Source organism: Citrobacter sp. CtB7.12 (genome assembly GCF_001297795.1).
In the GTDB taxonomy this organism is placed as follows: domain Bacteria; phylum Pseudomonadota; class Gammaproteobacteria; order Enterobacterales; family Enterobacteriaceae; genus Citrobacter_A; species Citrobacter_A amalonaticus.
Genome location: NZ_LIFT01000008.1, coordinates 90,803 through 113,209 on the forward strand (window position 1 = coordinate 90,803; position 22,407 = coordinate 113,209).

21 protein-coding genes are annotated in these 22,407 nt (G+C 54.6%); 6 read left to right on the forward strand and 15 right to left on the reverse strand.

All coding sequences use genetic code 11. The features are described 5' to 3' along the window. Nucleotides 1-10 precede the first annotated feature (10 nt). The 4 genes from nrfD to nrfA are packed head-to-tail and all read right to left on the reverse strand — an operon-like array spanning nucleotide 11 to nucleotide 3,676. On the reverse strand, nucleotides 11-967 hold the full coding sequence (gene nrfD, locus AOY24_RS12325) for a cytochrome c nitrite reductase subunit NrfD (RefSeq protein ID WP_042999064.1): 957 nt from the start codon (nucleotides 965-967) through the stop codon (nucleotides 11-13). Then, a complete protein-coding gene (gene nrfC, locus AOY24_RS12330; RefSeq protein WP_042999063.1) occupies nucleotides 964-1,635 on the reverse strand; it encodes a cytochrome c nitrite reductase Fe-S protein in 672 nt (223 codons plus the stop codon). The genes nrfD and nrfC overlap by 4 nt, the downstream gene beginning before the upstream one ends. Continuing rightward, the gene (gene nrfB, locus AOY24_RS12335) at nucleotides 1,632-2,195 is read right to left on the reverse strand and encodes a cytochrome c nitrite reductase pentaheme subunit (protein ID WP_042999062.1); all 564 of its coding nucleotides are present in this window, start codon (nucleotides 2,193-2,195) and stop codon (nucleotides 1,632-1,634) included. Before nrfB ends, nrfC begins: the two co-directional genes overlap by 4 nt. 44 nt (nucleotides 2,196-2,239) lie before the next feature. Continuing rightward, nucleotides 2,240-3,676, reverse strand: coding sequence for an ammonia-forming nitrite reductase cytochrome c552 subunit (gene nrfA, locus AOY24_RS12340; RefSeq protein WP_042999061.1), 1,437 nt, complete (start codon nucleotides 3,674-3,676; stop codon nucleotides 2,240-2,242). Nucleotides 3,677-4,107: 431 nt separating this feature from the next. On the opposite strand from nrfA, the gene acs reads away from it, so the two are divergent. The 3 genes from acs to actP all read left to right on the forward strand — a co-directional run bounded on the left by acs (nucleotide 4,108) and on the right by actP (nucleotide 8,262). Further along, entirely contained in the window at nucleotides 4,108-6,066 is a 1,959-nt protein-coding gene (gene acs, locus AOY24_RS12345) for an acetate--CoA ligase (RefSeq protein WP_054176719.1), read from the forward strand. A gap of 235 nt (nucleotides 6,067-6,301) precedes the next feature. Next, the gene (locus AOY24_RS12350; RefSeq protein WP_042999058.1) at nucleotides 6,302-6,616 is read left to right on the forward strand and encodes a DUF485 domain-containing protein; all 315 of its coding nucleotides are present in this window, start codon (nucleotides 6,302-6,304) and stop codon (nucleotides 6,614-6,616) included. Next, entirely contained in the window at nucleotides 6,613-8,262 is a 1,650-nt protein-coding gene (gene actP, locus AOY24_RS12355; RefSeq protein ID WP_044326718.1) for a cation/acetate symporter ActP, read from the forward strand. The genes AOY24_RS12350 and actP overlap by 4 nt, the downstream gene beginning before the upstream one ends. Before the next feature lie 42 nt (nucleotides 8,263-8,304). Here actP and AOY24_RS12360 read toward each other — a convergent pair whose 3' ends face one another. Further along, nucleotides 8,305-8,994 (reverse strand): LrgB family protein, encoded by a 690-nt coding sequence (locus AOY24_RS12360; protein ID WP_044257358.1) that lies wholly within the window; start codon nucleotides 8,992-8,994, stop codon nucleotides 8,305-8,307. Further along, the gene (locus AOY24_RS12365) at nucleotides 8,987-9,397 is read right to left on the reverse strand and encodes a CidA/LrgA family protein (protein ID WP_042999055.1); all 411 of its coding nucleotides are present in this window, start codon (nucleotides 9,395-9,397) and stop codon (nucleotides 8,987-8,989) included. Before AOY24_RS12365 ends, AOY24_RS12360 begins: the two co-directional genes overlap by 8 nt. 103 nt (nucleotides 9,398-9,500) lie before the next feature. Between AOY24_RS12365 and AOY24_RS12370 the strand changes: the two genes are divergently transcribed. Further along, on the forward strand, nucleotides 9,501-10,403 hold the full coding sequence (locus AOY24_RS12370; protein ID WP_054176720.1) for a LysR family transcriptional regulator: 903 nt from the start codon (nucleotides 9,501-9,503) through the stop codon (nucleotides 10,401-10,403). 369 nt (nucleotides 10,404-10,772) lie between these two features. Here AOY24_RS12370 and mgtU read toward each other — a convergent pair whose 3' ends face one another. From mgtU to AOY24_RS12380, 4 genes are all read right to left on the reverse strand, one after another. Next, nucleotides 10,773-10,859, reverse strand: a complete 87-nt coding sequence (gene mgtU, locus AOY24_RS25545; RefSeq protein WP_252997361.1) for a magnesium transporter protection protein MgtU — start codon at nucleotides 10,857-10,859, stop codon at nucleotides 10,773-10,775. Nucleotides 10,860-10,871: 12 nt separating this feature from the next. Continuing rightward, nucleotides 10,872-10,964: a protein MgtR gene (mgtR, locus tag AOY24_RS24945; protein ID WP_094030729.1), complete on the reverse strand. Its 93-nt coding sequence runs from the start codon at nucleotides 10,962-10,964 to the stop codon at nucleotides 10,872-10,874. Nucleotides 10,965-10,982: 18 nt separating this feature from the next. Continuing rightward, nucleotides 10,983-13,715, reverse strand: coding sequence for a magnesium-translocating P-type ATPase (gene mgtA, locus AOY24_RS12375; RefSeq protein WP_042999053.1), 2,733 nt, complete (start codon nucleotides 13,713-13,715; stop codon nucleotides 10,983-10,985). Between the two features lie 155 nt (nucleotides 13,716-13,870). After that, nucleotides 13,871-14,566, reverse strand: coding sequence for an MgtC family protein (locus AOY24_RS12380; RefSeq protein WP_042999052.1), 696 nt, complete (start codon nucleotides 14,564-14,566; stop codon nucleotides 13,871-13,873). 107 nt (nucleotides 14,567-14,673) lie between these two features. Between AOY24_RS12380 and AOY24_RS25185 the strand changes: the two genes are divergently transcribed. Continuing rightward, the gene (locus tag AOY24_RS25185; protein ID WP_154294380.1) at nucleotides 14,674-14,811 is read left to right on the forward strand and encodes a hypothetical protein; all 138 of its coding nucleotides are present in this window, start codon (nucleotides 14,674-14,676) and stop codon (nucleotides 14,809-14,811) included. Nucleotides 14,812-15,302: 491 nt separating this feature from the next. Here the strand turns inward: AOY24_RS25185 and AOY24_RS12385 are convergent, their stop codons facing one another. The 4 genes from AOY24_RS12385 to soxR all read right to left on the reverse strand — a co-directional run bounded on the left by AOY24_RS12385 (nucleotide 15,303) and on the right by soxR (nucleotide 20,182). Next, nucleotides 15,303-16,949: a Na+/H+ antiporter gene (locus AOY24_RS12385; RefSeq protein ID WP_042999051.1), complete on the reverse strand. Its 1,647-nt coding sequence runs from the start codon at nucleotides 16,947-16,949 to the stop codon at nucleotides 15,303-15,305. Between the two features lie 149 nt (nucleotides 16,950-17,098). Then, on the reverse strand, nucleotides 17,099-18,448 hold the full coding sequence (ghxP, locus tag AOY24_RS12390) for a guanine/hypoxanthine transporter GhxP (RefSeq protein WP_042321123.1): 1,350 nt from the start codon (nucleotides 18,446-18,448) through the stop codon (nucleotides 17,099-17,101). Between the two features lie 346 nt (nucleotides 18,449-18,794). Then, the gene (locus AOY24_RS12395) at nucleotides 18,795-19,463 is read right to left on the reverse strand and encodes a glutathione S-transferase family protein (protein ID WP_054176721.1); all 669 of its coding nucleotides are present in this window, start codon (nucleotides 19,461-19,463) and stop codon (nucleotides 18,795-18,797) included. 254 nt (nucleotides 19,464-19,717) lie between these two features. Further along, entirely contained in the window at nucleotides 19,718-20,182 is a 465-nt protein-coding gene (soxR, locus tag AOY24_RS12400; protein ID WP_042321119.1) for a redox-sensitive transcriptional activator SoxR, read from the reverse strand. 86 nt (nucleotides 20,183-20,268) lie between these two features. Between soxR and soxS the strand changes: the two genes are divergently transcribed. Beyond that, complete coding sequence (soxS, locus tag AOY24_RS12405; RefSeq protein WP_042321117.1) at nucleotides 20,269-20,592, forward strand: superoxide response transcriptional regulator SoxS; 324 nt, start codon at nucleotides 20,269-20,271, stop codon at nucleotides 20,590-20,592. Between the two features lie 2 nt (nucleotides 20,593-20,594). Here the strand turns inward: soxS and AOY24_RS12410 are convergent, their stop codons facing one another. Further along, nucleotides 20,595-22,181, reverse strand: coding sequence for an EAL domain-containing protein (locus AOY24_RS12410; RefSeq protein WP_042999049.1), 1,587 nt, complete (start codon nucleotides 22,179-22,181; stop codon nucleotides 20,595-20,597). Nucleotides 22,182-22,407 lie beyond the last annotated feature (226 nt).

Sequence of the window (22,407 nt, forward strand, 5' to 3'; positions counted from 1 at the left end):
ACAGCCATGCTTATGCAACCGTGAGCTGTCCAGCATAAAGAATGAAAAAGCGCAGTAACAGCACGCCCGTCAGGCTGGCACCACAGACCGCCAGCACACCATGAAACGTCGAACCGCGGTTGGCCCAGGGTTTCAGTAACATGGGAACGATCAGTCCCAGCCCCGCGACGCCGAGCCAGAACCACCAGGTCCAGAAGCCACCACCCAGTGCCGCCGACAGCGCGCGCATTTTGCCGTCATCGCCCAGAGCCAGCCCCACAAAGAAGGCGGCCAGCAGGAAGATCTCCAGCCACACCACCGGGGTTTCCACACGGTGAATAAAATGCGCCTCGGTACTGTGCGGATTACCACGCTGACGTAATGCCATCGCAATCAGCGCCACCGCCGCACCAGAGGAGATCCCGGAAAACAGGAACAGCACCGGCAGGATCGGGTTATTCAGGAACGGATACGATTTCAGCACCGAAAGCAGGAAACCGGTGTAGGCGCCCAGCAGCACCGCCAGTACCAACATTAGCGTTTCGAGTCCACGGTTGAACGGCGTTAACAGCGTCAACACTTTCTGCACCAGTCCAAGACGGGGGAACCAACGCTGTTGCAGAGCCATCACCTCTTTTTGAAAGATGATGGCCAGCCACAGAATCAGCACCACCATATAAAGCTGGAATAGCAGAACCCCCATCGACATCACCGACGTAAAGCTATAGTGGAACATCAGTTTCCAGAAGGTCCAGGGACGCGTCAGGTGGAAGATCAGAATCAGCAGGCCGAGAATAATCGCCCCCGGCCCCACGACCAGCGTGGTGCGCAGCAGCGTACTGTCCGCTCCACCCGCCTCCGGATGGTAACGGCGCAGCAGGATTGACAGCGTCACCAGTCCGGCAGAGATGCCGATCAGAAACAGATAGATGGCGATGGGCCAGTCCCACACCAGCGATTCAAAGTGGAAAGCAGATGCGTTTGTCATTGGCTCACCTCCCCATATTTAAAGGGAACGCGGTAGACCTTCGGTTTGGTACCCAGCGCCAGCTTGTAGCGATAGGTGGTTTTCTGCCGCAGCAGCCGGGAAATATCGCTGTCAGGATCGTCCAGATTACCAAACGTCAGCGCCTTCGTCGGGCAAGACTCGACGCAGGCAGGCAGTTTGCCCGCTTTCAGATTGGTTTTACGGCAAAAATCGCATTTATCCGCTGTTTTCGTGACCGGATGGATAAAGCGCACGCGGTACGGACACGCGGCGATGCAGTACTGACAGCCGACGCAGAGATCCGGGTTCACATCCACGATGCCATTCGCGGCATCGCGATACGACGCCCCGGTCGGGCAGACGTCAACGCACGGCGCGTGATCGCAGTGCTGGCACGAATGGCGGAAGAAGCGGTACTTCACATCCGGAAACGTGCCCAGCGGTTCGCTGCGAATGATGGTCAGTCGCGACACGCCTTCCGGCACGTTGTTGACTTCCCGACAGGCATCCATACAGGCGGTACAGCCGATGCATAATGATTCATCATGCACCATGCCGTATCGCACGCCGTTGATATTCAACGTTTTCGCCACCACGCGTCCTGCAGTACCGCTGACGGCCACCAGCGCGCCGACGCCGGTGATGAACTGGCGACGAGAGCAACTCATGGATGCTCCTTAAGCAAGGGCACAGACGCCGGATTAAAGTTCGGGTTGTTACGCTGATCGCTGTGGCAATCGACGCAAATCTTAACTCGTCCTTTATCGCTTAACGTCTGCATCGTGTCTTGCTTCGGATGCAGCGAATGACAACTGGCGCAGGCCACTTTAGTCACGTGGACATCGTGCGGCCAGAACGCTTTTTGCAACTGTTCAGGCAAGTGGCAGGACAGACAAACGCTGTTCTGCTGCTCCACGTTATACATCGGCTCGTTAAAGCGCATCACATCCTTCGCCCCTTCACGGTGCTGAGGCGATGGCTTGCCATGACAGTTAGTACAGGTGACCGGCAGTTTATTGTTCGGATTGGTTACGGACGCATGCTTACCATGCATCCCTTCGGTATCCGGCTTGTGACAGTCCAGACACGCGGCATCCGGGCTACGCTGTGGCGTCACCTCCCAGCGTTCCGATTCCTGCGGCGTTGGCGTGGCGGTTATTCCACTCAGGCTCCATAACAGACCTGACGCCAGCACCCCAGCAGTTAATAACGAACGTAATACGCTCATATTCACTCCGTTGAGTTATCCGCCCCTTGCGAGGCGGAATGGGGTTATTGGCTTAACAAACCGTTTTTACGCGCCTGTTCTTCCCACTGCGGGATCACCGTTTTGATAAAGTCCTGTTTATCGGCGTTAATCTGCTGCATGTTCAGACCAATGGCCGCCTGGGCTTTCTCTTTGGTGGAGATATCCGGAATTGCGATTTCATGGGTGATGCCTTTGGTTGCCAACAGACGCGCCAGCTTAGTCCGCGCATCGGCGGCTTTGTCCATCGCGATACCTAACATCCGCAGACCTTCTTCCGGGGCGTGCATATGGATACCGTGAGAGGCAATGGCCAGATCCCAGCGCCACTGCGCGTGACGGATATCGCTCAGAATCGGCTTCATTTCCGCTTCCGTTGCTCCCGCATCCCAGGCCGCTTTCGCTTCGAAGTGCGCACGAACCAGTTGATCTTCAACTTTGATTTTCAGCCCATTGATTGCCTTCTTACGCTCAGCGACCACGTTTTGCAGAGAGGCTTTGTCCTGGGTATGGCAGTTCGCACAGGTTTGCGGGAAGTTGTCGAACGGATTGCCAATCTTATGATCGGTATAGAGTTTTCCTTCGGCGTTCTGCACTTTCGGCATATGACAGTCAATACAGGTCACATTGTTTTTGCCGTGAATACCCACGCTCCAGGTTTCATATTCCGGATGCTGTGCTTTCAGCATCGGCGCTTTTGACAGCGAGTTGGTCCAGTCAGAGAAGGTAATGGCGTCATAGTATTTCTCCATGTCTTCGACTTTCATGCCGTCATCCCACGGGAACTTCACGGCTTTGTCTTTGCCGTCAAAATAATATTCAACGTGGCATTGCCCGCAAACCATCGACTGCTGGTCGAAACGACCGGCTTTATCGAATGGCTTACCGATGGTCTCCATCGCACGTTCCGCATACGGACGAGACAACGTCAGCTCAGGTTTACCTTTCGCAAAGTCAGGTGACGCCGTGTTATGGCAGTCGCCGCAGCCCAGGTTATTCACGATTTCCGGGCCGCCGCGCGCCCATTTGCCGTGGAAGTAGCCATCTTCACCGTCTTTCTGGATCAAACGCGCCACGTCCGGGCTTTTACAGCTCCAGCAGGCCATCGGCAATGGACCGTCTTCAGCGTTTTTTGGGGCACCGGTACGTAAGGTTTCACGCACGTCGGTCACCGCATAGGCGTGCCCACGCGGTTTGTTGTAATCACGGGAGAACGGATATCCCGCCCACAAGATCACCAGACGGGGATCTTCCGCTAACGCGTCTTCACGTTTTGATTGCTCTGAAGTCGCTTTCCATGAGAGGTATTGATCGGGATGCTGAGGGGCGAAGACTTCATTCTTCGCTTCAACGGTAACTGATTTTGCGGGTTCGGGCGTTTGCTCAGCATAAACCGCAGAAATGAAAAACAGCGGTACGATCAGGCTGAAGAAACGACGTGCGCGTAGTGTAATCCTTGCCATAGAGGTCTCATCCAGATTGCGCCATTGCGTTCAATGACGGTTCTTTTTTATTCTATCCATGACGATAACCACACACACCGCCATGACATTGCCCTAATCTAGATGTAACAAAAAACCACACTCAAAATGTTGTCTTTAATCAATTGTAAGTGTATGTAAAATACCACTTTAGAGTTAGTCAAGCCGTTTTTTCTCTACTCCTTTCCTCTTTTTCGACCTCGATCACCGTTCGTGAATAATTAACATAACCCTCTGTAACGGAAAGATTTTACCAACTTTTGTTGGTTTCCTTCAAAAAACGTATTGCCGTTAATTTGCACAATTCCTGTATTGCGTGATCTGTCGCGCAAAAGCTAAACAAAACTGTCAAAGCCCCTACATTTAACGTTTGTGAGACATATTATTAACATCCTACAAGGAGAACAAAAGCCATGAGCCAAATTCACAAACACGCTATTCCCGCAAACATTGCGGATCGTTGCCTGATAAATCCGGAGCAGTACGAAGCGAAGTATCAACAATCTATTAACGAGCCAGATACCTTCTGGGGCGAGCAGGGAAAAATTCTCGACTGGATCACGCCGTACCAGAAAGTGAAGAACACCTCTTTCGCGCCGGGCAATGTCTCCATTAAATGGTATGAGGACGGCACGCTGAACCTGGCGGCCAACTGTCTCGACCGCCACCTGCAGGAAAATGGCGAACGCACCGCCATCATCTGGGAAGGCGATGACGCCTCGCAGAGCAAACATATTAGCTATCGCGAACTGCATCGCGATGTCTGCCGTTTCGCCAATACGCTGCAGGATCTGGGGATTAAAAAAGGCGATGTGGTGGCGATCTATATGCCAATGGTGCCAGAGGCCGCCGTCGCGATGCTGGCCTGCGCCCGCATTGGTGCCATACATTCGGTGATCTTCGGCGGTTTCTCGCCGGAAGCGGTCGCCGGTCGCATCATTGATTCCAGTTCGAAGCTGGTGATTACCGCTGATGAAGGCGTGCGCGCTGGTCGCAGCATTCCGCTGAAGAAAAACGTCGACGATGCGCTGAAAAATCCGAACGTGAAAACCATCGAGCATGTGGTTGTACTCAAGCGCACCGGCGGCAACATCGAGTGGCAGGAAGGTCGCGACCTGTGGTGGAGCGATCTGATTGAAAAAGCCAGCCCTGAGCATCAACCCGCAGAGATGAACGCCGAAGATCCGCTGTTCATCCTCTATACCTCGGGCTCCACCGGTAAACCGAAGGGCGTGTTGCACACCACCGGCGGCTATCTGGTATATGCCGCAACGACCTTTAAATATGTGTTTGATTACCATCCGGGCGATATCTACTGGTGCACCGCCGATGTGGGTTGGGTTACCGGACATAGCTACCTGCTGTATGGGCCGCTGGCCTGCGGCGCTACCACGCTGATGTTTGAAGGCGTGCCGAACTGGCCGACGCCGGCGCGCATGAGCCAGGTGGTGGATAAGCATAAGGTCAATATTCTCTACACCGCGCCGACGGCGATCCGCGCCCTGATGGCGGAAGGCGATAAGGCGATTGAGAGCACTGACCGCTCATCGCTGCGCATTCTGGGATCGGTTGGCGAGCCGATCAACCCGGAAGCGTGGGAGTGGTACTGGAAAAAGATCGGTAACGAAAAATGCCCGGTGGTGGATACCTGGTGGCAGACCGAAACCGGTGGCTTCATGATCACCCCGCTGCCGGGCGCAACCGAACTGAAAGCGGGTTCCGCTACCCGCCCGTTCTTCGGCGTGCAGCCGGCGCTGGTGGATAACGAAGGCCATCCGCAGGAAGGGGCCACCGAAGGCAACCTGGTGATCACCGACTCCTGGCCTGGACAGGCGCGTACGCTGTTCGGCGATCATGAACGCTTTGAGCAAACCTACTTCTCAACCTTTAAAAACATGTACTTCAGCGGCGATGGCGCGCGTCGTGACGAAGACGGTTACTACTGGATCACCGGGCGCGTTGACGACGTGCTGAACGTCTCCGGTCACCGTCTGGGCACGGCGGAAATTGAATCCGCGCTGGTGGCGCATCCGAAGATTGCCGAAGCGGCGGTGGTCGGCATTCCGCATAACATCAAGGGCCAGGCGATTTATGCCTATGTGACGCTGAATCACGGCGAAGAGCCGTCGCCTGAACTGTACGCCGACGTGCGCAACTGGGTACGTAAAGAGATTGGCCCGCTGGCGACGCCAGACGTGCTGCACTGGACCGACTCACTGCCAAAAACCCGTTCCGGCAAAATCATGCGCCGTATTTTGCGCAAGATCGCGGCGGGCGATACCAGCAATCTGGGCGATACCTCGACGCTCGCCGATCCTGGCGTGGTAGAGAAGCTGCTCGAAGAGAAGCAGGCCATCGCGATGCCATCATAATAAAAAGATGCCGGATGGCGTTGCGCTGATCCGGCCTACGCCCCTACAAGTTCTGACCCTACCCTCTCTTCATTGGGAGGGGAAATATAAAAACCTCCCCAAAGGATTTCGTGCCACAGGAAGGCGGCAAGCGAGCACAACCCCGGTCACATCGTTCACTATGTGACTGGGGTGGGCAAGTGCGGCCAACGCATCTGTGGCATGAAAGACTCAGGGGGCCTCTGGAGACTCTGTGATGAATGACACCATTTATCAGCGGATAGAAGACAGTGCGCGTTTCAGGGAATTAGTTGAAAAAAGGCAACGGTTTGCCACGATACTGTCGATCATCATGCTGGTGGTCTATATCAGCTTTATTCTACTGATTGCTTTTGCGCCTGGCTGGCTGGGAACCCCGCTTCATGAGGGAACCAGCGTCACCCGGGGTATTCCGATTGGCGTGGGGGTGATTCTGATCTCTTTCGTTCTGACCGGCATCTACATCTGGCGAGCGAACGGCGAATTTGACCGTCTGAACAAGGCAGTACTGCACGAGGTTAACGCATTATGAAGAGAGTCCTGACGGCGCTTGCCGCCACACTACCCTTCGCGGCCAACGCGGCGGATGCCATTAGCGGTGCAGTACAACGCCAGCCAACCAACTGGCAGGCGATTGTCATGTTTCTGATTTTCGTTGTGTTTACGCTGGGTATTACGTACTGGGCCTCTAAACGCGTACGTTCACGCAGCGACTACTATACGGCGGGCGGAAATATCACCGGCTTCCAGAACGGACTGGCGATTGCGGGCGATTACATGTCGGCGGCGTCGTTCCTCGGGATCTCCGCACTGGTGTTTACCTCCGGCTATGACGGGTTGATCTACTCGCTGGGCTTCCTCGTCGGCTGGCCGATCATCCTGTTCCTGATCGCCGAGCGTCTGCGTAACCTCGGTCGCTATACCTTTGCCGATGTGGCCTCTTATCGCCTGAAGCAAGGCCCGATCCGTATTCTGTCGGCCTGCGGTTCGCTGGTGGTGGTTGCCCTTTATCTGATTGCACAGATGGTCGGTGCGGGCAAACTGATTGAACTGCTGTTCGGCCTGAACTACCACATTGCGGTGGTGCTGGTCGGCGTGCTGATGATGATGTACGTGCTGTTCGGCGGCATGCTGGCAACCACGTGGGTGCAGATCATCAAAGCCGTGCTGCTACTGTTCGGCGCCAGCTTTATGGCCTTTATGGTGATGAAGCACGTCGGCTTTAGCTTCAATAACCTGTTCACCGAAGCGATGGCGGTTCACCCGAAAGGCTCTGCGATTATGAGCCCAGGCGGGTTGGTGAAAGACCCAATCTCCGCGCTCTCACTGGGGCTCGGCCTGATGTTTGGTACGGCAGGCCTGCCGCACATCCTGATGCGTTTCTTCACGGTCAGCGATGCCCGCGAAGCGCGTAAGAGCGTGTTCTATGCCACCGGTTTTATGGGTTATTTCTACATCCTGACCTTCATCATCGGCTTTGGCGCCATCATGCTGGTCGGTGCCAATCCGGCGTATAAAGACGCGGCGGGCGCGTTGATTGGCGGGAACAACATGGCGGCGGTACATCTGGCGAATGCGGTGGGCGGTAACCTGTTCCTCGGCTTTATTTCCGCCGTGGCGTTCGCCACCATTCTGGCGGTCGTCGCTGGTCTGACGCTGGCGGGTGCATCTGCGGTTTCTCACGATCTGTATGCGAACGTGTTCCGTAAAGGGGCGACCGAACGTGAAGAGTTGCGGGTGTCGAAAATCACCGTACTGGTGCTGGGCGTGATTGCGATTATTCTCGGCGTGCTGTTCGAGAATCAGAACATCGCTTTCATGGTGGGTCTGGCGTTTGCTATCGCCGCGAGCTGCAACTTCCCGATCATCCTGCTTTCCATGTACTGGTCGAAGCTGACCACACGTGGCGCGATGATGGGCGGCTGGTTGGGTCTGCTGACGGCCGTCGTGCTGATGGTTCTTGGCCCCACCATTTGGGTACAAATCCTCGGCCACGAAAAAGCTATCTTCCCGTATGAATACCCGGCGCTGTTCTCCATTACCGTGGCATTCCTGGGGATCTGGTTCTTCTCTGCCACGGATAACTCGGCAGAAGGGAATCGCGAGCGTGAGCAGTTCCGTGCTCAGTTTATCCGTTCCCAGACGGGCTTCGGCGTCGAACAAGGCCGCGCCCACTAATCGACACGCTTTTCCCCGGTCACGCTGACCGGGGATCCATTCTCAGAACATCAGCCTTGCCACCAGCGGGGCGACCAGCACCATCACCACACCGGAAAGCATCATCACCAGGCTGGCAACCACGCCCTCCTGCTGGCCAAGCTCATACGAGCGCGCCGTTCCCGCGCCGTGCGACGCCGCGCCAAATCCTGCGCCTTTCGCCATCCCTTCACGAATCGACAGACGTAAAAACAGCGCATCCCCGACCGCCATGCCAAAGACGCCGGTTACCACCACGAACAGCGCCACTAAATCCGGCTGCCCACCCAATGGTTCAGCCGCCGCAAGGGCAAACGGCGTGGTCACCGAACGCACCGCCAGGCTGCGCTGAATTTCGTCCGGCAGGGTAAATAAGCGCGCCAGCCAGACGGAACTGGTCACCGCGACCACCGTTGCCGTCACCACGCCTGCGGTCAGTGACATCCAGTGACGTTTGATGATGGCGAAATTGTCGTAAACCGGCACGGCAAAGGCGATCGTTGCCGGGCCAAGCAGCCACAACAGCCAATGGGATTCACCGATATAGCTTTGCCAGGAGATATGCCCCAACACCAGCATCAACACCAGCAGCGCGGGCGTGAGGACCAGCGGCATCAACGGCAGCTTACGAAAACGACGGTACAGACGTTTATTGGCGAAATAGATAACCAGCGTAATCGCCAGGCAGAGCACGCTGAGCTGGAGATTAGTCACGGTTTAACCTGCTTATCTCATAGCGATAGACCTTATCCACCACCCATGCCGTGGCACCGAGCACCATTAGCGTACTGATCGCAATGACCGAAAAAATCCGCCAGCCGTCCACCAGCAGCAGATGGGCATAGTTCACCACCGCCACGACCGCCGGAACAAAAAACAGCAGCATCTCCGCCAGTAGCCAGCGCGCCCCGGCGCGAACCCAGCTCAGCGGCAGGATGCGACAGACAATCAGCGCCAGCATCAACACCATCCCCACCAGATTGGCCGGTAACGGCAGATGCAGCCAGGAGACAAGATATTGCGCAACGATAAACAAACCTGCATACAGCAGTACCTGAACCGGAACCTGAAGTCGTTGCAAAACGGCAGGCGTAACGCGGCTTATCGCCACAGCCATGAGGGAACATCCTGAAAAATAATAGGGAACGCCAGTATAGAGAGACCCCGCCGATGACTGAAATGAATTAAAATCATTACAGGCATAGTCGGAAGGAATACTCATGGATATCAGAACGCTGCGTTATTTTGTTGAAGTGGTGCGCCAACAGAGCTTCACCCGCGCAGCAGAGAAGCTCTTTGTCACCCAACCGACCATCAGCAAGATGTTGAAAAATCTGGAAGATGAACTGAACTGTACGCTTCTGATCCGCGACGGCCGCAAGCTATTGCTCACCGATACCGGTCGCGTGGTGTTTGAACGCGGGCTGGCGATTCTGGCCGAGTTTCGTCAACTGGAAGCCGAACTGGGCGACATCAACCATCTCAACAAAGGGCTGCTACGCCTTGGCATTCCGCCGATGGTCGGCATGCTGATGGCCGGACCGATCGGCCTGTTTCGCCAGCGTTACCCCGGCGTAGAGCTCAAGGTTTCCGAGTTTGGCGGGTTAACGGTGCAGCAGGCGGTGATGAATGGTGAACTGGACGTTGCGATGACCGCGCTACCCGTGGAAGAAGAAAGTGGTCTGGCGACGTTACCCATATTCAGCCACCCCCTGTGCGTACTGGTGCCACGTTCCGGTCAGTGGACCACCTGCCAGTCCGTATCGCCAGAAGCGCTGGCCGAGCATCCGCTGTTAATCTACAACGAAGATTTCGCCCTGAGCCGCCAGTTAATGCAGTTGTTCAGTGAGCATGACGTCAAGCCGCGTATCGCGGTACGCAGCGGACAGTGGGACTTTCTTGCGGCGATGGTGCAGGCGGGCGTGGGGATTGCCATTCTGCCGGAGCCCATCTGCGAACGGCTGGACAAAAATACGCTGCGCTGGATCCCGCTGGAAAGCGAGTTGCGCTGGCAGTTGGGGATGATTTGGCGCGAAGGGGTGTATCTCTCACACAGCGCCAAAGCGTGGTTATCGTGCTGCGAAGGTTTTTGGGCGGAGCAAGTGCCCTCAGTTGCCCGTTAAGCATCGCGCCATCGGTGGCCTGTGCGATATCGATTTGCGCAGAAGTGATGGTTTACCGCCATGCGGTGACAGATCTGAATGTTCAGGGAATGAAAACCCATGCGCGCAAGATCGGTCTGATGAGGTATATCCCGGCCTGACGCAGGTAAGATCCGCCTGCTATTCGCTGAATAGTACAAAAAACTGCCTTAAAATGCCGAAATGACCATCCTCTCGTAGTGCCGGTTTGTCTGCTGGCGTACCAATAAAAAATGGTCAAATTTCAACCACCACATTCCATGGCTGAAAAAATTCAATTTCCTGTACGTGAACAGTAGGCCGGGCATGACGTTAGCCGCTGCCCGGCAAACAGGCGAGACAAAAAGCCCCTTATCTAATCCAGATTGTCAGCAAAATAATGATGAATGCGATAATCACCACCCGGATAAAGACTTTATCCAGCGATCCTCTGCGCATCGCGCCCCCCTTTCAGAACAAGATTTGCCAGATTGCTAACAGCAGCACCAGCAGCCCCATCAGGAAAAATATCAGCGCGACGATAGTGTCCGGAGAACGGTTCATCTCAGCGCCTCCTTATCATCAGAACCACTGACCGAAACGTTTGATATAGAAACGCTTCATGCCCTGCGCCACCAGGCAATAGCTGAGCAGCGTCGCGACCAGCCACGGGAAGTAGCTTAGCGGCAGCGGCTCCAGCCCGACCATCGCTCCCACTGGCGAGAACGGAACGTAGATCCCGATCGCCATAATCACCGCGGTAGTGAGTAGCACCGGCAGCGTTGCCCGACTCTGAATAAACGGAATTTTCTGCGTTCTCAGCATATGCACGACCAGCGTTTGCGACAGCAGCCCTTCAATAAACCACCCGGACTGGAACAGCGCCTGGGCTTCGACGTTATTCGCCGCAAACACGTACCACATCAGCGCGAAGGTGGTGATATCAAAAATAGACGACGTCGGTCCAATCCACAGCATAAAACGGCCGATGTTCTTCGCATCCCACTTGCGCGGTTTGCGCAAAAATTCGTTGTCCATTTTGTCCCACGGCAGCGAGAGCTGAGAGAGATCGTACATCAGGTTCTGTATCAGCAGATGAATCGCCAGCATCGGCAGGAACGGAATAAACGCGCTGGCCACCAGTACCGAAAAGACGTTGCCGAAGTTAGAACTGGCGGTCATATTCAGATATTTAATGATGTTGCCGAAGGTCTCACGGCCTTTGATCACCCCTTCTTCCAGCACCATCAGATCCTTTTCCAGCAGGATGATATCCGATGCCTCTTTGGCGATATCTGCCGCGCTGTCGACCGAAATGCCTACATCCGCATCGCGCAGGGCCGGCGCATCATTGATGCCGTCGCCGAGAAAACCGACGGTGTGCCCGTTTTTCTGCAGCATTTTCAGGATGCGCGACTTCTGCAGCGGCGTCAGTTTGGCGAATACCGCGCGCTTTTCTACTTCGCGCTCCAGTTCATTATCCGTCATCGCTTCAATCTGGGCCCCGGTCAGGATGCCGTGGGCATCAATGCCCACTTCCAGGCAAATACGCGCCGTAACCACCGGATTATCGCCGGTCAGGACTTTCACCGCCACGCCGTTGTCGCGCAGCGCGGCAATGGCTTTTCCCGCGCTCTCTTTCGGCGGATCGAGGAAAGTCAACATCCCTTCAACCGTCAGTCCCTGCTCATCGGCGGTGCACAGCGGCGTGGTCAGAGCGGAGTCATCCAGCTTGCGAGTTGCGACCAGCAGCACGCGGAAGCCCTGGGCGTTATAATCCTTCGTTTTGGCTAACAGCAGATCGCGTCGGGTTTCATCCAGCGCCACAACGTTATCGCCTTCACGAAGATGCGTGGCGACCATCAGCATCTCTTCGACAGCGCCTTTGCAGATCAGACTTTTGTCACCGTGGCGAACATCTTCCACCGAAACCGATACCCGACGGCGTACAAAATCAAACGGCAGTTCATCCAGTTTGACAAAACGCTCTTTGGTCGCTGACGCAATCCTGCCCTCGCCAAAGCGCAGCACCGCCCGGTCCATCAGGTTGCGCGCCCCGCTCTGGCTACTGCTATTCAGCCAGGCCAGCGTCAGCACCCGGTCGCTCTCATGACCGCTGACATCAAGGTGATGCTCAAGAATGATATTGTCCTGAGTCAGCGTGCCGGTTTTATCGGTACACAGCACGTCCATCGCGCCAAAGTTCTGAATGGCATTCAGTCGCTTGACGATCACTTTGCGCCGCGACATGGCGATAGCGCCTTTCGCCAGGTTAGAGCTGACGATCATCGGCAGCATTTCCGGCGTCAGGCCAACCGCTACCGCCAGGGCAAACAGCGAGGCCTCAACCCAGTCACCTTTGCTGAAGCCGTTAATCAGCAGCACAATCGGTACCATCACCAGCATAAAGCGAATCAACAGCCAGCTGACGCTGTTTACCCCGCGGTCGAACGCCGTCTGGGTACGCGTGCCAACGATGGATTTCGCCAGCGAGCCAAACCAGGTACGGTTTCCGGTGGCCACCACCACCGCCTGCGCCCTGCCGCTGGTCACGTTAGTGCCCATCAGACAGATGTTGCCCATCTCCAGCAGGCTTTTATTTTTGTTCGGCTCAGGAAGCCTGTCACACCCTTTGCCGGAAACGCTGGCCAGAACATCATACTTCTCAACCGGCAGCGACTCGCCGCTGAGTATCGACTGACTAACAAACAGGTCCCGGGACTCCAGCAAACGGACGTCCGCCGGAACCAGATCCCCTGCTGCCAGGAAGATGATGTCACCGGGCACCAGCTCCTCAATGGCAATCTCCTCCTGCACCGACCCCAGATTCCCGGGACCGCGACGCAGCACGGTAGCCGTGGTGCGGACCATGGATTTCAGCGCCTGCGCCGCTTTGTTGGTACGAAACTCCTGCCAGAAACGCAATAACCCGCTCAGGCTAACCATCGTGACGATAATGATGATCCCGGTCAGATCGGTCTCTTCGCCGTTACGCAGCGGTAGCCAGTAATCGGTCACGAAGCTGACGGCGGCCAGCGCCATCAGGACATAGATAAACGGGTTATTGAATGCCTGCAAAAGCTGGATCAATGCTGGCGGCGCCTGCTCATGCGCCACTTCATTGCGGCCATATTCATCCAGTCGTTCAAGGGCATCTTCGTTGGTGAGCCCGTGGCGACTGCTGTTTAACCGCGCCAGCGTATGATCCGGGCTGTTAAATGCCTCGGTTTCAATGGCGAAGCTTTTTTTATGCTGCTTATCATTTTCTGACGCAGACCGGTTTATTTTCCGGTTTACTATTTTCATGTCAGTCATGATTAATCCTCAAATTTAAGACGTCGTTATCCCTGCATAAATGATTTATGCATAATTCATTTTTACGTTATTAAACGCTTATTACTTTAATTGCCTGGGAATATTCATCATTCCCTCCTTAGACAAATGATTGTCGGTGTAGAATAGCCGCGAGGTTAACTCCCCTCGACACACCAGCGGACTGACGTAATGTTTTCGTCCCCGCCAACTCTTGACATAATAAGGTCTCGCGCTTTGCGGCAGTCAGTATTACCCACCAGTTCGATGCGAATTTCTTTATGCCCTTGTTCTTTTGCTGCTGTTGACACCAGTCCCTGAAGGCTGAGCGTCATCTCTTTACTGATATTAAGCAATAGCTGACGAATCGCGTTTTCATATTCGCTTTGACAGACAATATTCAGAACGTAGCATTTCTCTTCTTCTGTCGCGCCGGGGATCTGATTAATTCTCTGCGCCGCTTCGCGCAGTAGAATATTGGCGCAGAGGATTATCAGCGTTGCCGCCGCCGCTTGCCAGAACTGGCCCAGTCCACACAGCACGCCAATCGCCGCAGAGCACCACAAGGTTGCAGCGGTATTCAGGCCGCGCACGTTCATGCCTTCACGCATGATGACGCCGGCACCGAGAAAACCAATTCCGGAAACCACCTGCGCGGCAATACGTCCAGGGCTGTCCGGAGAGGTTGAAATGGAGCTCAGAATAAAAACCGCCGCGCCGGTGGCGACCAGCGCGTTAGTGCGCAGGCCGGCCATACGCTGACGCCACTGTCTTTCAGCGCCAATCAGCGCACCCAATAGCATCGCAGCGAGTAAATTTGCGATATAAGGAAACATCAACATAGCTTCCTCCATTTATGTTGGAAGAATTAACTACGTGCTTTATTAAGCACACGACGAATTGTCGCCGGAAAGGCGATTAACGTCGCGTTGACGGTGGAGGGAATAATGTATTTTTAAACATGAACATGACGATTATCCTCGCAGCCATGCTGCGTTATTCTTTATGGGATGCAATCGTCTGGATGAGGAGATTGCTGCCCGCCGGTAGGCAAGCAGCGCAGAAAAAATTACGTCAGCTTGCCTTTATGTTTAAATAAGGGTGACTGTCCAACATATTTCTCCTGTGTGAATTTGTGCTCATTATAATCATTCAATTATTCGAGTAAAGTTAAAATCTCGCTTTAGTGACGATTTGTTTAGAATGACCTTAATGCGCAAAGCCCACCCCGGCGTGAACCGGGGTTAATTCACTAATCAAAGACGTCATTAATTATCGACGTCACGATCGCCGCAATCAGCACCTAATCCTGCCCTACCATGCACCAATCATAGCGGGATAGAACTAAGCAGCCTGAAGGCTGCAAATTTAAAATCTGCCGTCTCCCGGTCCTGTTGTTGCCATACACTACGCGGGATACGCATGACCTGACTACTTTTCTACAGACTGAAAATCAGTATGGCTCAGAATGACGTCGTTTCGCTCACCAGGCGATTCCAGGACATATCCGTCAGGGATTCGACGGTCCGCTGAATCTGCCGCCCGGGTCGATGCCCGGTAAGCGTAGCGCCACCGGGCAACATGACGGTGTTACTGATTTTCGATCAGTAACGCTTCCAGCAGGTCGAGATCGTGCAGCAGTTTTTGCAGCGTTTCATTGCTGATTTCACGCGTGGCGCGCAGGTGATACAGCTCCGCCCGCTCTGAACGCAGCGCCGCGAGACGGAAGCGGCGTTCCAGATTCTCTTCCTGGAGCGAACTCTCAACATCGTTACGCCCGTCGGCACGACGCCGCAGGTTACCGATGACGCGGGAACTCACCTCGGTCAGCAGCTGATTATCAATGTTCTCTTCGGTATCCGCCGCCAGACGCTCTTCCATCTTCTGAATGGCGACAATCGCCACCTCCGCCGTCGCCGCGCGGGCAATCCGCTCCTCTTTCAGTTGCTGAGAATGATCGGCCACTTCCAGATGTTGCAGCAGAATCGGCAGCATAATCACGCCGACAAACAGCGAGAACAGAATCACCCCAGCGGCCAGGAAGACCAGTTCGTAGCGCGCCGGGAAGACGTTGCCATCTGGCAGCAGCAGCGGGATAGACAGGACACCCGCGAGGGTGATAGCCCCGCGAACGCCCGCAAAGGAGGCGATCAAAATTTCCCGTGTCGTCCAGGAGCCAAACTCCATCGGTTTCTTTTTCAGGAAACGCATGCTGAAGTTTTTCATCGTCCACAGCCAGCCGAAACGCACCAGCATCAGCGCCACATAAATCAGAATGATATCGGTAAATAGCATCCAGATTTCCACGTTCGGATCGGCCTCCGCTGCCACCAGCGACGACTCGAGAATGCCCGGCAGTTGCAGGCCCAACAGCAAAAAGACCATGCCGTTAAACACAAACTCAAGCATCGCCCAGGTGCTGTTGGCGCGCAGACGCATCGCCAGCGGCGCACGGCGCATCACCCCGGAGCGGGTGATGGTCATCCCGGCGGCGACCGCCGCGAGGATCCCGGAGACGCCGATATGTTCTGCGATCAGGTACGATGCGAACGGCAGCAGGAACAGCAGGACGATTTGCGTCGCTGGCTCATCGCCGCCCCAGCGGCTGAGAAAGCGCAGCGAGCGACCGTACAGCCAACTGACCACAAAGCCCGCGAGGATACCGCCGATCGCCACCTTAAAGAACTCCACCGTCGCGCCGCCGACGGTAAACACCATCGTGCCCATCGCCACCGCAACGGCAAATTTCAAAGATACCAGACCGGAGGCGTCATTCATCAGCGCCTCACCTTGCAGGATACCCATGATTTTCTTCGGGATCCGCCCTTCACCGACAATACCGGAAAGCGCAACCGCATCGGTTGGCGACAGCACGGCAGCCAGCGCAAAGGCCGGAATCAACGGAATGCCCGGCACCAGCCAGTAAATCAGAAAACCAATCCCGACCACGGTGACCAGCACCAGCGCCAGCGCCAGACCGAAAATCTCTCGCCCATGTTCAAGAAATTCTCGCGTTGGCGTCTTCCAGCCATCCGCAAACAGCAGCGGCGGGATAAACAGGACCAGAAACAGTTCGGGGTCAAATTCTACGTGCAGACCAAACGTGGGCCACGCCAACAGCGCGCCAATAGCAATCTGCATGAGGGGTAAGGGGAGCTGGAAGGGCAATACGCGCGTAAATACCCCGGACAGCGAGACCACAAGGGTCATGATGAGTATTGTGAAGAAGATTTCCATGCGTTCCCTGTTTGCGATGTTTCTTATGTGTTTGAGAGGCGTCGTGCCTCAATTTTACCTTTCTCAGAGTATCGCAAAAGACAACGAGTGTGTGCTGAAAATAAAAACGGGCGGCAAACGCCACCCGTTTTTCGGAATCACTTTCGGAATCAAATGGCCCAGCCACCGGCATAGAACGCCACCAGCGCCACGGCGATCACTACGGTGCCGATGTTCAGCTTGCGCCATTCACCCGACACCACACGGCCAATCACCAGCGTGGCAAAACCAATCATGATGCCGGTCACGATGTTACAAGTCAGTACAATGAATACCGCCGTCACCAGACCCGCCATCGCATCGACAAAGTCAGCGAAATCGATTTTCGCCACGTTGCTCAGCATCAGCAGACCGACGTACATCAGCGCAGGCGCCGTGGCATACACCGGAACGAGGTAAGAGAGCGGGGAAAGGAACAAGATCAGCAGGAACAGCACGCCAACGGTAATGGCGGTCAGGCCAGTTTTACCCCCCGCCGCCGTACCGGCTGCCGACTCAATGTAGACTGCTGCCGGCGCCGCACCCACCAGACCGGAGAACACGCTGCTCAGGGAGTCTGTGGTCAGTGCTTTACCGCCGTCAATAATCTGCCCGTCTTTATCCAGCAGATTCGCCTGACCCGCCACGGCACGGATGGTGCCGGTGGCATCAAACACAGCGGTCATTACCAGCGCCAGAACGCTTGGCAGAACAACCGGGTTCAGCGCGCCCATGATATCCAGGCTGCCAATCAGTGATTTACCGGTTTCATCGCTCAGCGACGGCATGGCAAAAATGCCGGAGAATTTCACCGCCGGATCGAAAATCAGACCAACGACAGAAATGCCGATAATAGTCAGCAGAATGCCGCCCGGCACTTTCAGTTTCTCCAGACCGATAATTACCGCCAGACCCACCAGCGACATAATCACCGGGAAAGTAGCGAAGTGACCAAGCGCTACGGGCAGGCCATCCAGCGGGTTCTTGATAACCAGACCCACGCCGTTCGCCGCAATCAGCAGTAAAAACAGGCCAATACCGATGCCGGTACCGTGCGCGATGCCCTGCGGTAAATTGCGCAGGATCCAGCTACGGATCCCGGTGGCGGAGATAATGGTAAACAGCACCCCCATCAGGAATACCGCACCCAGTGCGACCGGAACGCTAATCTGCTGGCCCAGTACCAGACTGAACGCGGTGAAGGCGGTCAGCGAGATGGCGCAACCAATCGCCAGCGGCAGGTTGGCCCACAACCCCATGACAATAGAGCCCAGACCGGCTACCAGACAGGTCGCGACGAACACCGCCGCGGGCGGGAATCCGGCTTTACCCAGCATGCCAGGCACGACGATAACGGAGTACACCATCGCCAGAAACGTTGTTAAACCTGCCACCACTTCCTGACGGACAGTGCTTCCACGTTGTGAAATTTTAAACCAGGCGTCGAGCGAACCGCCGGTACGCGCTGAAGGCGTAGACATAGAAAACATCCCCTGAGAGTTTATTATTCGTTCTTATGCGTGGTGGACAATCCACTGCCAGCGCAACGTCAACTCCCTGTGCTCTGATCGCGACAAAGAGGGGTGTCGCAAAAAGCAAACGTTTAGCTCCGCGCATAAAAAAACGGGTTGTAAAAAAAGCAAACGATTATCCAGCGATCATACGAGGATTTTCAACTGAACTTTGCCGCTTTTTACTCATTTCTTGCACTAACGCTGAAGAAATCACCAACTGATGCGCAAACGTTATCGTCAATGCGCAATCCGGCAACATAGTTAGCCGGATCGCGTCGCAAATGCAGGAGGCAAGACGGTTAAAAAACCGCCATCAACCACCGGGAATGGCAAAAGGTCCTCCCTGCTGAATGGCACGTTGCCAGGCAGGACGCATTTCCACGCGTTTTTTCCACGCGCTGATATGGGGAAGATCGGCAATACCACCGCGCGCCAGTAGCGCAAAAAGAGGAAAACTCATCTGGATATCCGCCATGCTGAGATGGTCTCCGGCAAACCACGGACGCTCAGCGAGGTGCGCGTCAATAAAGCGCGCGTGGGTTTCCAGTTGCGGATTGAGATACGCTTTTTGTACGCCCTGCCCCAGCGCGCCGCCCAGCGTGCGCAAACCAAAAGGCATCGGCGGTTTCCCCAGACTGGTGAAGACCAGCTTCATTAACAGCAACGGCATCAGCGAACCCTCGGCGTAATGCAACCAGAAGCGATACTGGAGAACGGATTGTGCATCAGCCGGTTTAAACTTCCCTTCGCTGTCATAGGTGTCCTGCAAATAGTCGAGAATCGCCCCTGACTCCGCGAGGATCGCGCCGTTATCTTCCACTACGGGGGATTTCCCCAGCGGATGAATTTTCTTCAGTGCCGGCGGAGCGAGCATGTTCTTTTCACGCTGGTAACGCACAATCTGGTAAGGCAGCGATAGCTCCTCCAGCGCCCAGAGAATGCGCTGTGAGCGGGACTGGTTTAAATGATGCACCGTCAGCATGATGTTCTCCCGTCATTTCCTCATACTCACTCTAGTAAATTATGGGAGATGGCGAAAAAAATTCGCCTAAAAAGTCGCCAGATACACTGGCAAACGGGATAACGCGGCTTACACTTACAGTATCAACACAAACCGGAACCTCCACCACGTGCTCGAATGAGGGGTGTTGACGTCGGGGGAAACCCTCCCGTGAACCAGCGGGATAGAGAGAAAGACAAAGACCGGAAAACAAACTAAAGCGCCCTTGCGGCGCTTTAGTTTTGTTCATCTTCCAGCAGACGCGCGCCCGTACCCTCTTCGCCCAGTCGATCTCCGGGGTTACGTAACGGACAGTCTTTGCGCGACAAGCAGCCACAGCCGATGCAACCATCCAGCTCATCACGCAGCGCCACCAGCGTATGAATGCGACGGTCCAGCTCTTCGCGCCATTGCGAGGAGAGTTGCTTCCACTCTTTAGCGCTGAGGGTATGACCTTCCGGCAGCACGCCCAGCGCTTCACTGATAGTCGCCAGTGGGATACCGATCCGCTGAGCAATCTTGATAATCGCGACATAACGCAACACGTCACGCCGGTATCTGCGCTGATTGCCGCTGTTGCGGATACTGCTGATAAGCCCCTTACTTTCATAGAAATGCAATGCGGACACCGCCACGCCGCTACGCTTTGCCACTTCGCCCGGCGTGAGCATCGCTTTTATACGCGGTAATTTCTTTTCCATAAATCGCTTTACCTCAAGTTAACTTGAGGAATTATACTCGCCCGCAGACAAATAGACGAATCGAACACTGAGAAGGAGGCAGCAATATGTCCCATCAGCAAATTATTCAGACCCTTATTGAATGGATTGATGAACATATCGACCAACCGCTGAACATTGATGTGGTCGCGAAAAAATCAGGTTATTCAAAGTGGTATTTACAGAGGATGTTCCGCACAGTAATGCGCCAGACGTTGGGTGACTATATCCGTCAGCGCCGACTGCTGTTGGCCGCCGTTGAGCTGCGCAACACCGAGCGACCGATATTCGATATTGCGATGGATTTAGGTTATGTGTCGCAACAGACATTTTCCCGCGTGTTTCGCCGGGAATTTGATCGCACCCCCAGCGACTACCGCCACCGCCTGTAGTATTACTGCCCGCGCTGCATCAGGAGTGCGGGCGGTTGTTGCAGCCAGTGAATGAAGTCCTGCGGCGGCAGCGCCTTCGCAAAGTGCCACCCCTGACAGTACTGCACCCCGCGTTTAAGCAGCCAGCTCACCTGATCCGCCGTCTCCACGCCTTCTGCGATGGTTTTCAGACGCAGGCTTTGCGCCATCTCAATGATATGTTCCGCAATCAGATGGCTGGTACTGTTGGTGGTCAGCGTATCGATAAAGGACTTGTCGATCTTAAGAATATCAACGTTCAGGGAATAGAGGTTGTGCAGGTTAGAGTAGCCGGTGCCGAAATCATCAATCGCCACTTCATAGCCTGCCTGACGAAATGCCTGGATCACCGGCGTGGTTTTCGGCACATCGATAAATCCTCGCTCGGTCACTTCGACTTTTATTTGTTGCGCAAGCACGCCATGTTCGCGCGCTTTATCCGCGATCATGGCAATCAATCGTGAAGAGTGGAAATCTGATGCGGAAAGGTTGATAGAGATATACAACTGTGGGTTTGCAGCCAGAAACGTCCCCATATCACTGAACACTTCTTCCACCACGTAGTCGGTAATCTGCGCGATCATCCCCTCTTTTTCCGCCAGCGGGATAAACTCCGCCGGACTCATCACCTGATCTTTACAACCCGGCCAGCGCAGCAGCGCTTCCGCCCCCACGCATTTCTCGTTTTTGATATCAATGATCGGCTGATAGTGCAGGCAAAGCTGACGCTGTTTAAGCGCGCGCTGGAGCATGCGCCGCGGCGAGTAGTATTGCCGACGCGCCCGAGACCAGAACATTAATAGCAAAATACTGCTGATGACCGCCAACGGAAGCGCGATCAGCAATTGCTGATACAGATTCTGATAAAACCGCTGCATCGAGGTCGACACAATGACCGCTATGGGGCGTTTATCCGATTGGACGACGGTATAAAAACGGTCGTCCTGCCGGAATACAGACTGATTACGCTGGACCAGTGGCAACAGTTGAGCCGCCCAGGCCTGTTCGCTAAGGGAGAAAAAGGTGTTGGTTACCGTGTCATAGACCCCCCAGGCCAGCTCGGGGTCTTCGGACATCACTTCGCTATATGACAATGGATTGATCACGGCAACATAGTTTCCACGTTGCATATACGTCATTTTATAACCGGTGAAAAAAGGCGTATCGCGAAAGTAATAAATAGCGATATTGGGTTTTCGTTTATAGTTTGCCGTTGGCATAATATAGGGCGCTGACGGTGCCATTACCGTTGAGCATAAAAAACGATCGCCTTGCGCATAAATTAACTCGTTGATATACAGGCGCCCTCGGATAATATTCAACATTCGTTGTTGATGCGCCGGCGTACACGCTTGTCCCTGATACTGTTCAGCGGCATCGCGGGCTAAGTCTGCCTGTAAAACGACCAGTTCTGTTTTATCTAAAGCAAGATGAGCAAAAATGCTCAGTTGCTTACTGGTTTGGGACGTTGCTTGCAGGTGGGCAAACCATAGCGCCAGCATCACGGGGAGCAAAACCACCATGATTATCCCGAGGAACCTCAGCACCTTGCGTCGCACCCGATGATTCATTTCCGCCCTATATCCCTGCATTTCATATGCCTGTTATCATCAAGACAGGATGCTAAATTACACAGGTGGTTACGTTGCATGAATCTATCAATATTAGCAACAGACTTTTATTAGCAAAAGTCTGATATTGCAGGATGGTGATAATATTCGACCATAAAGCAAACCCGCAGTGACGATTAATTTTATTAAGGGTAATCCATTCAGCGAAAGGAGTCGTGTTTTATGA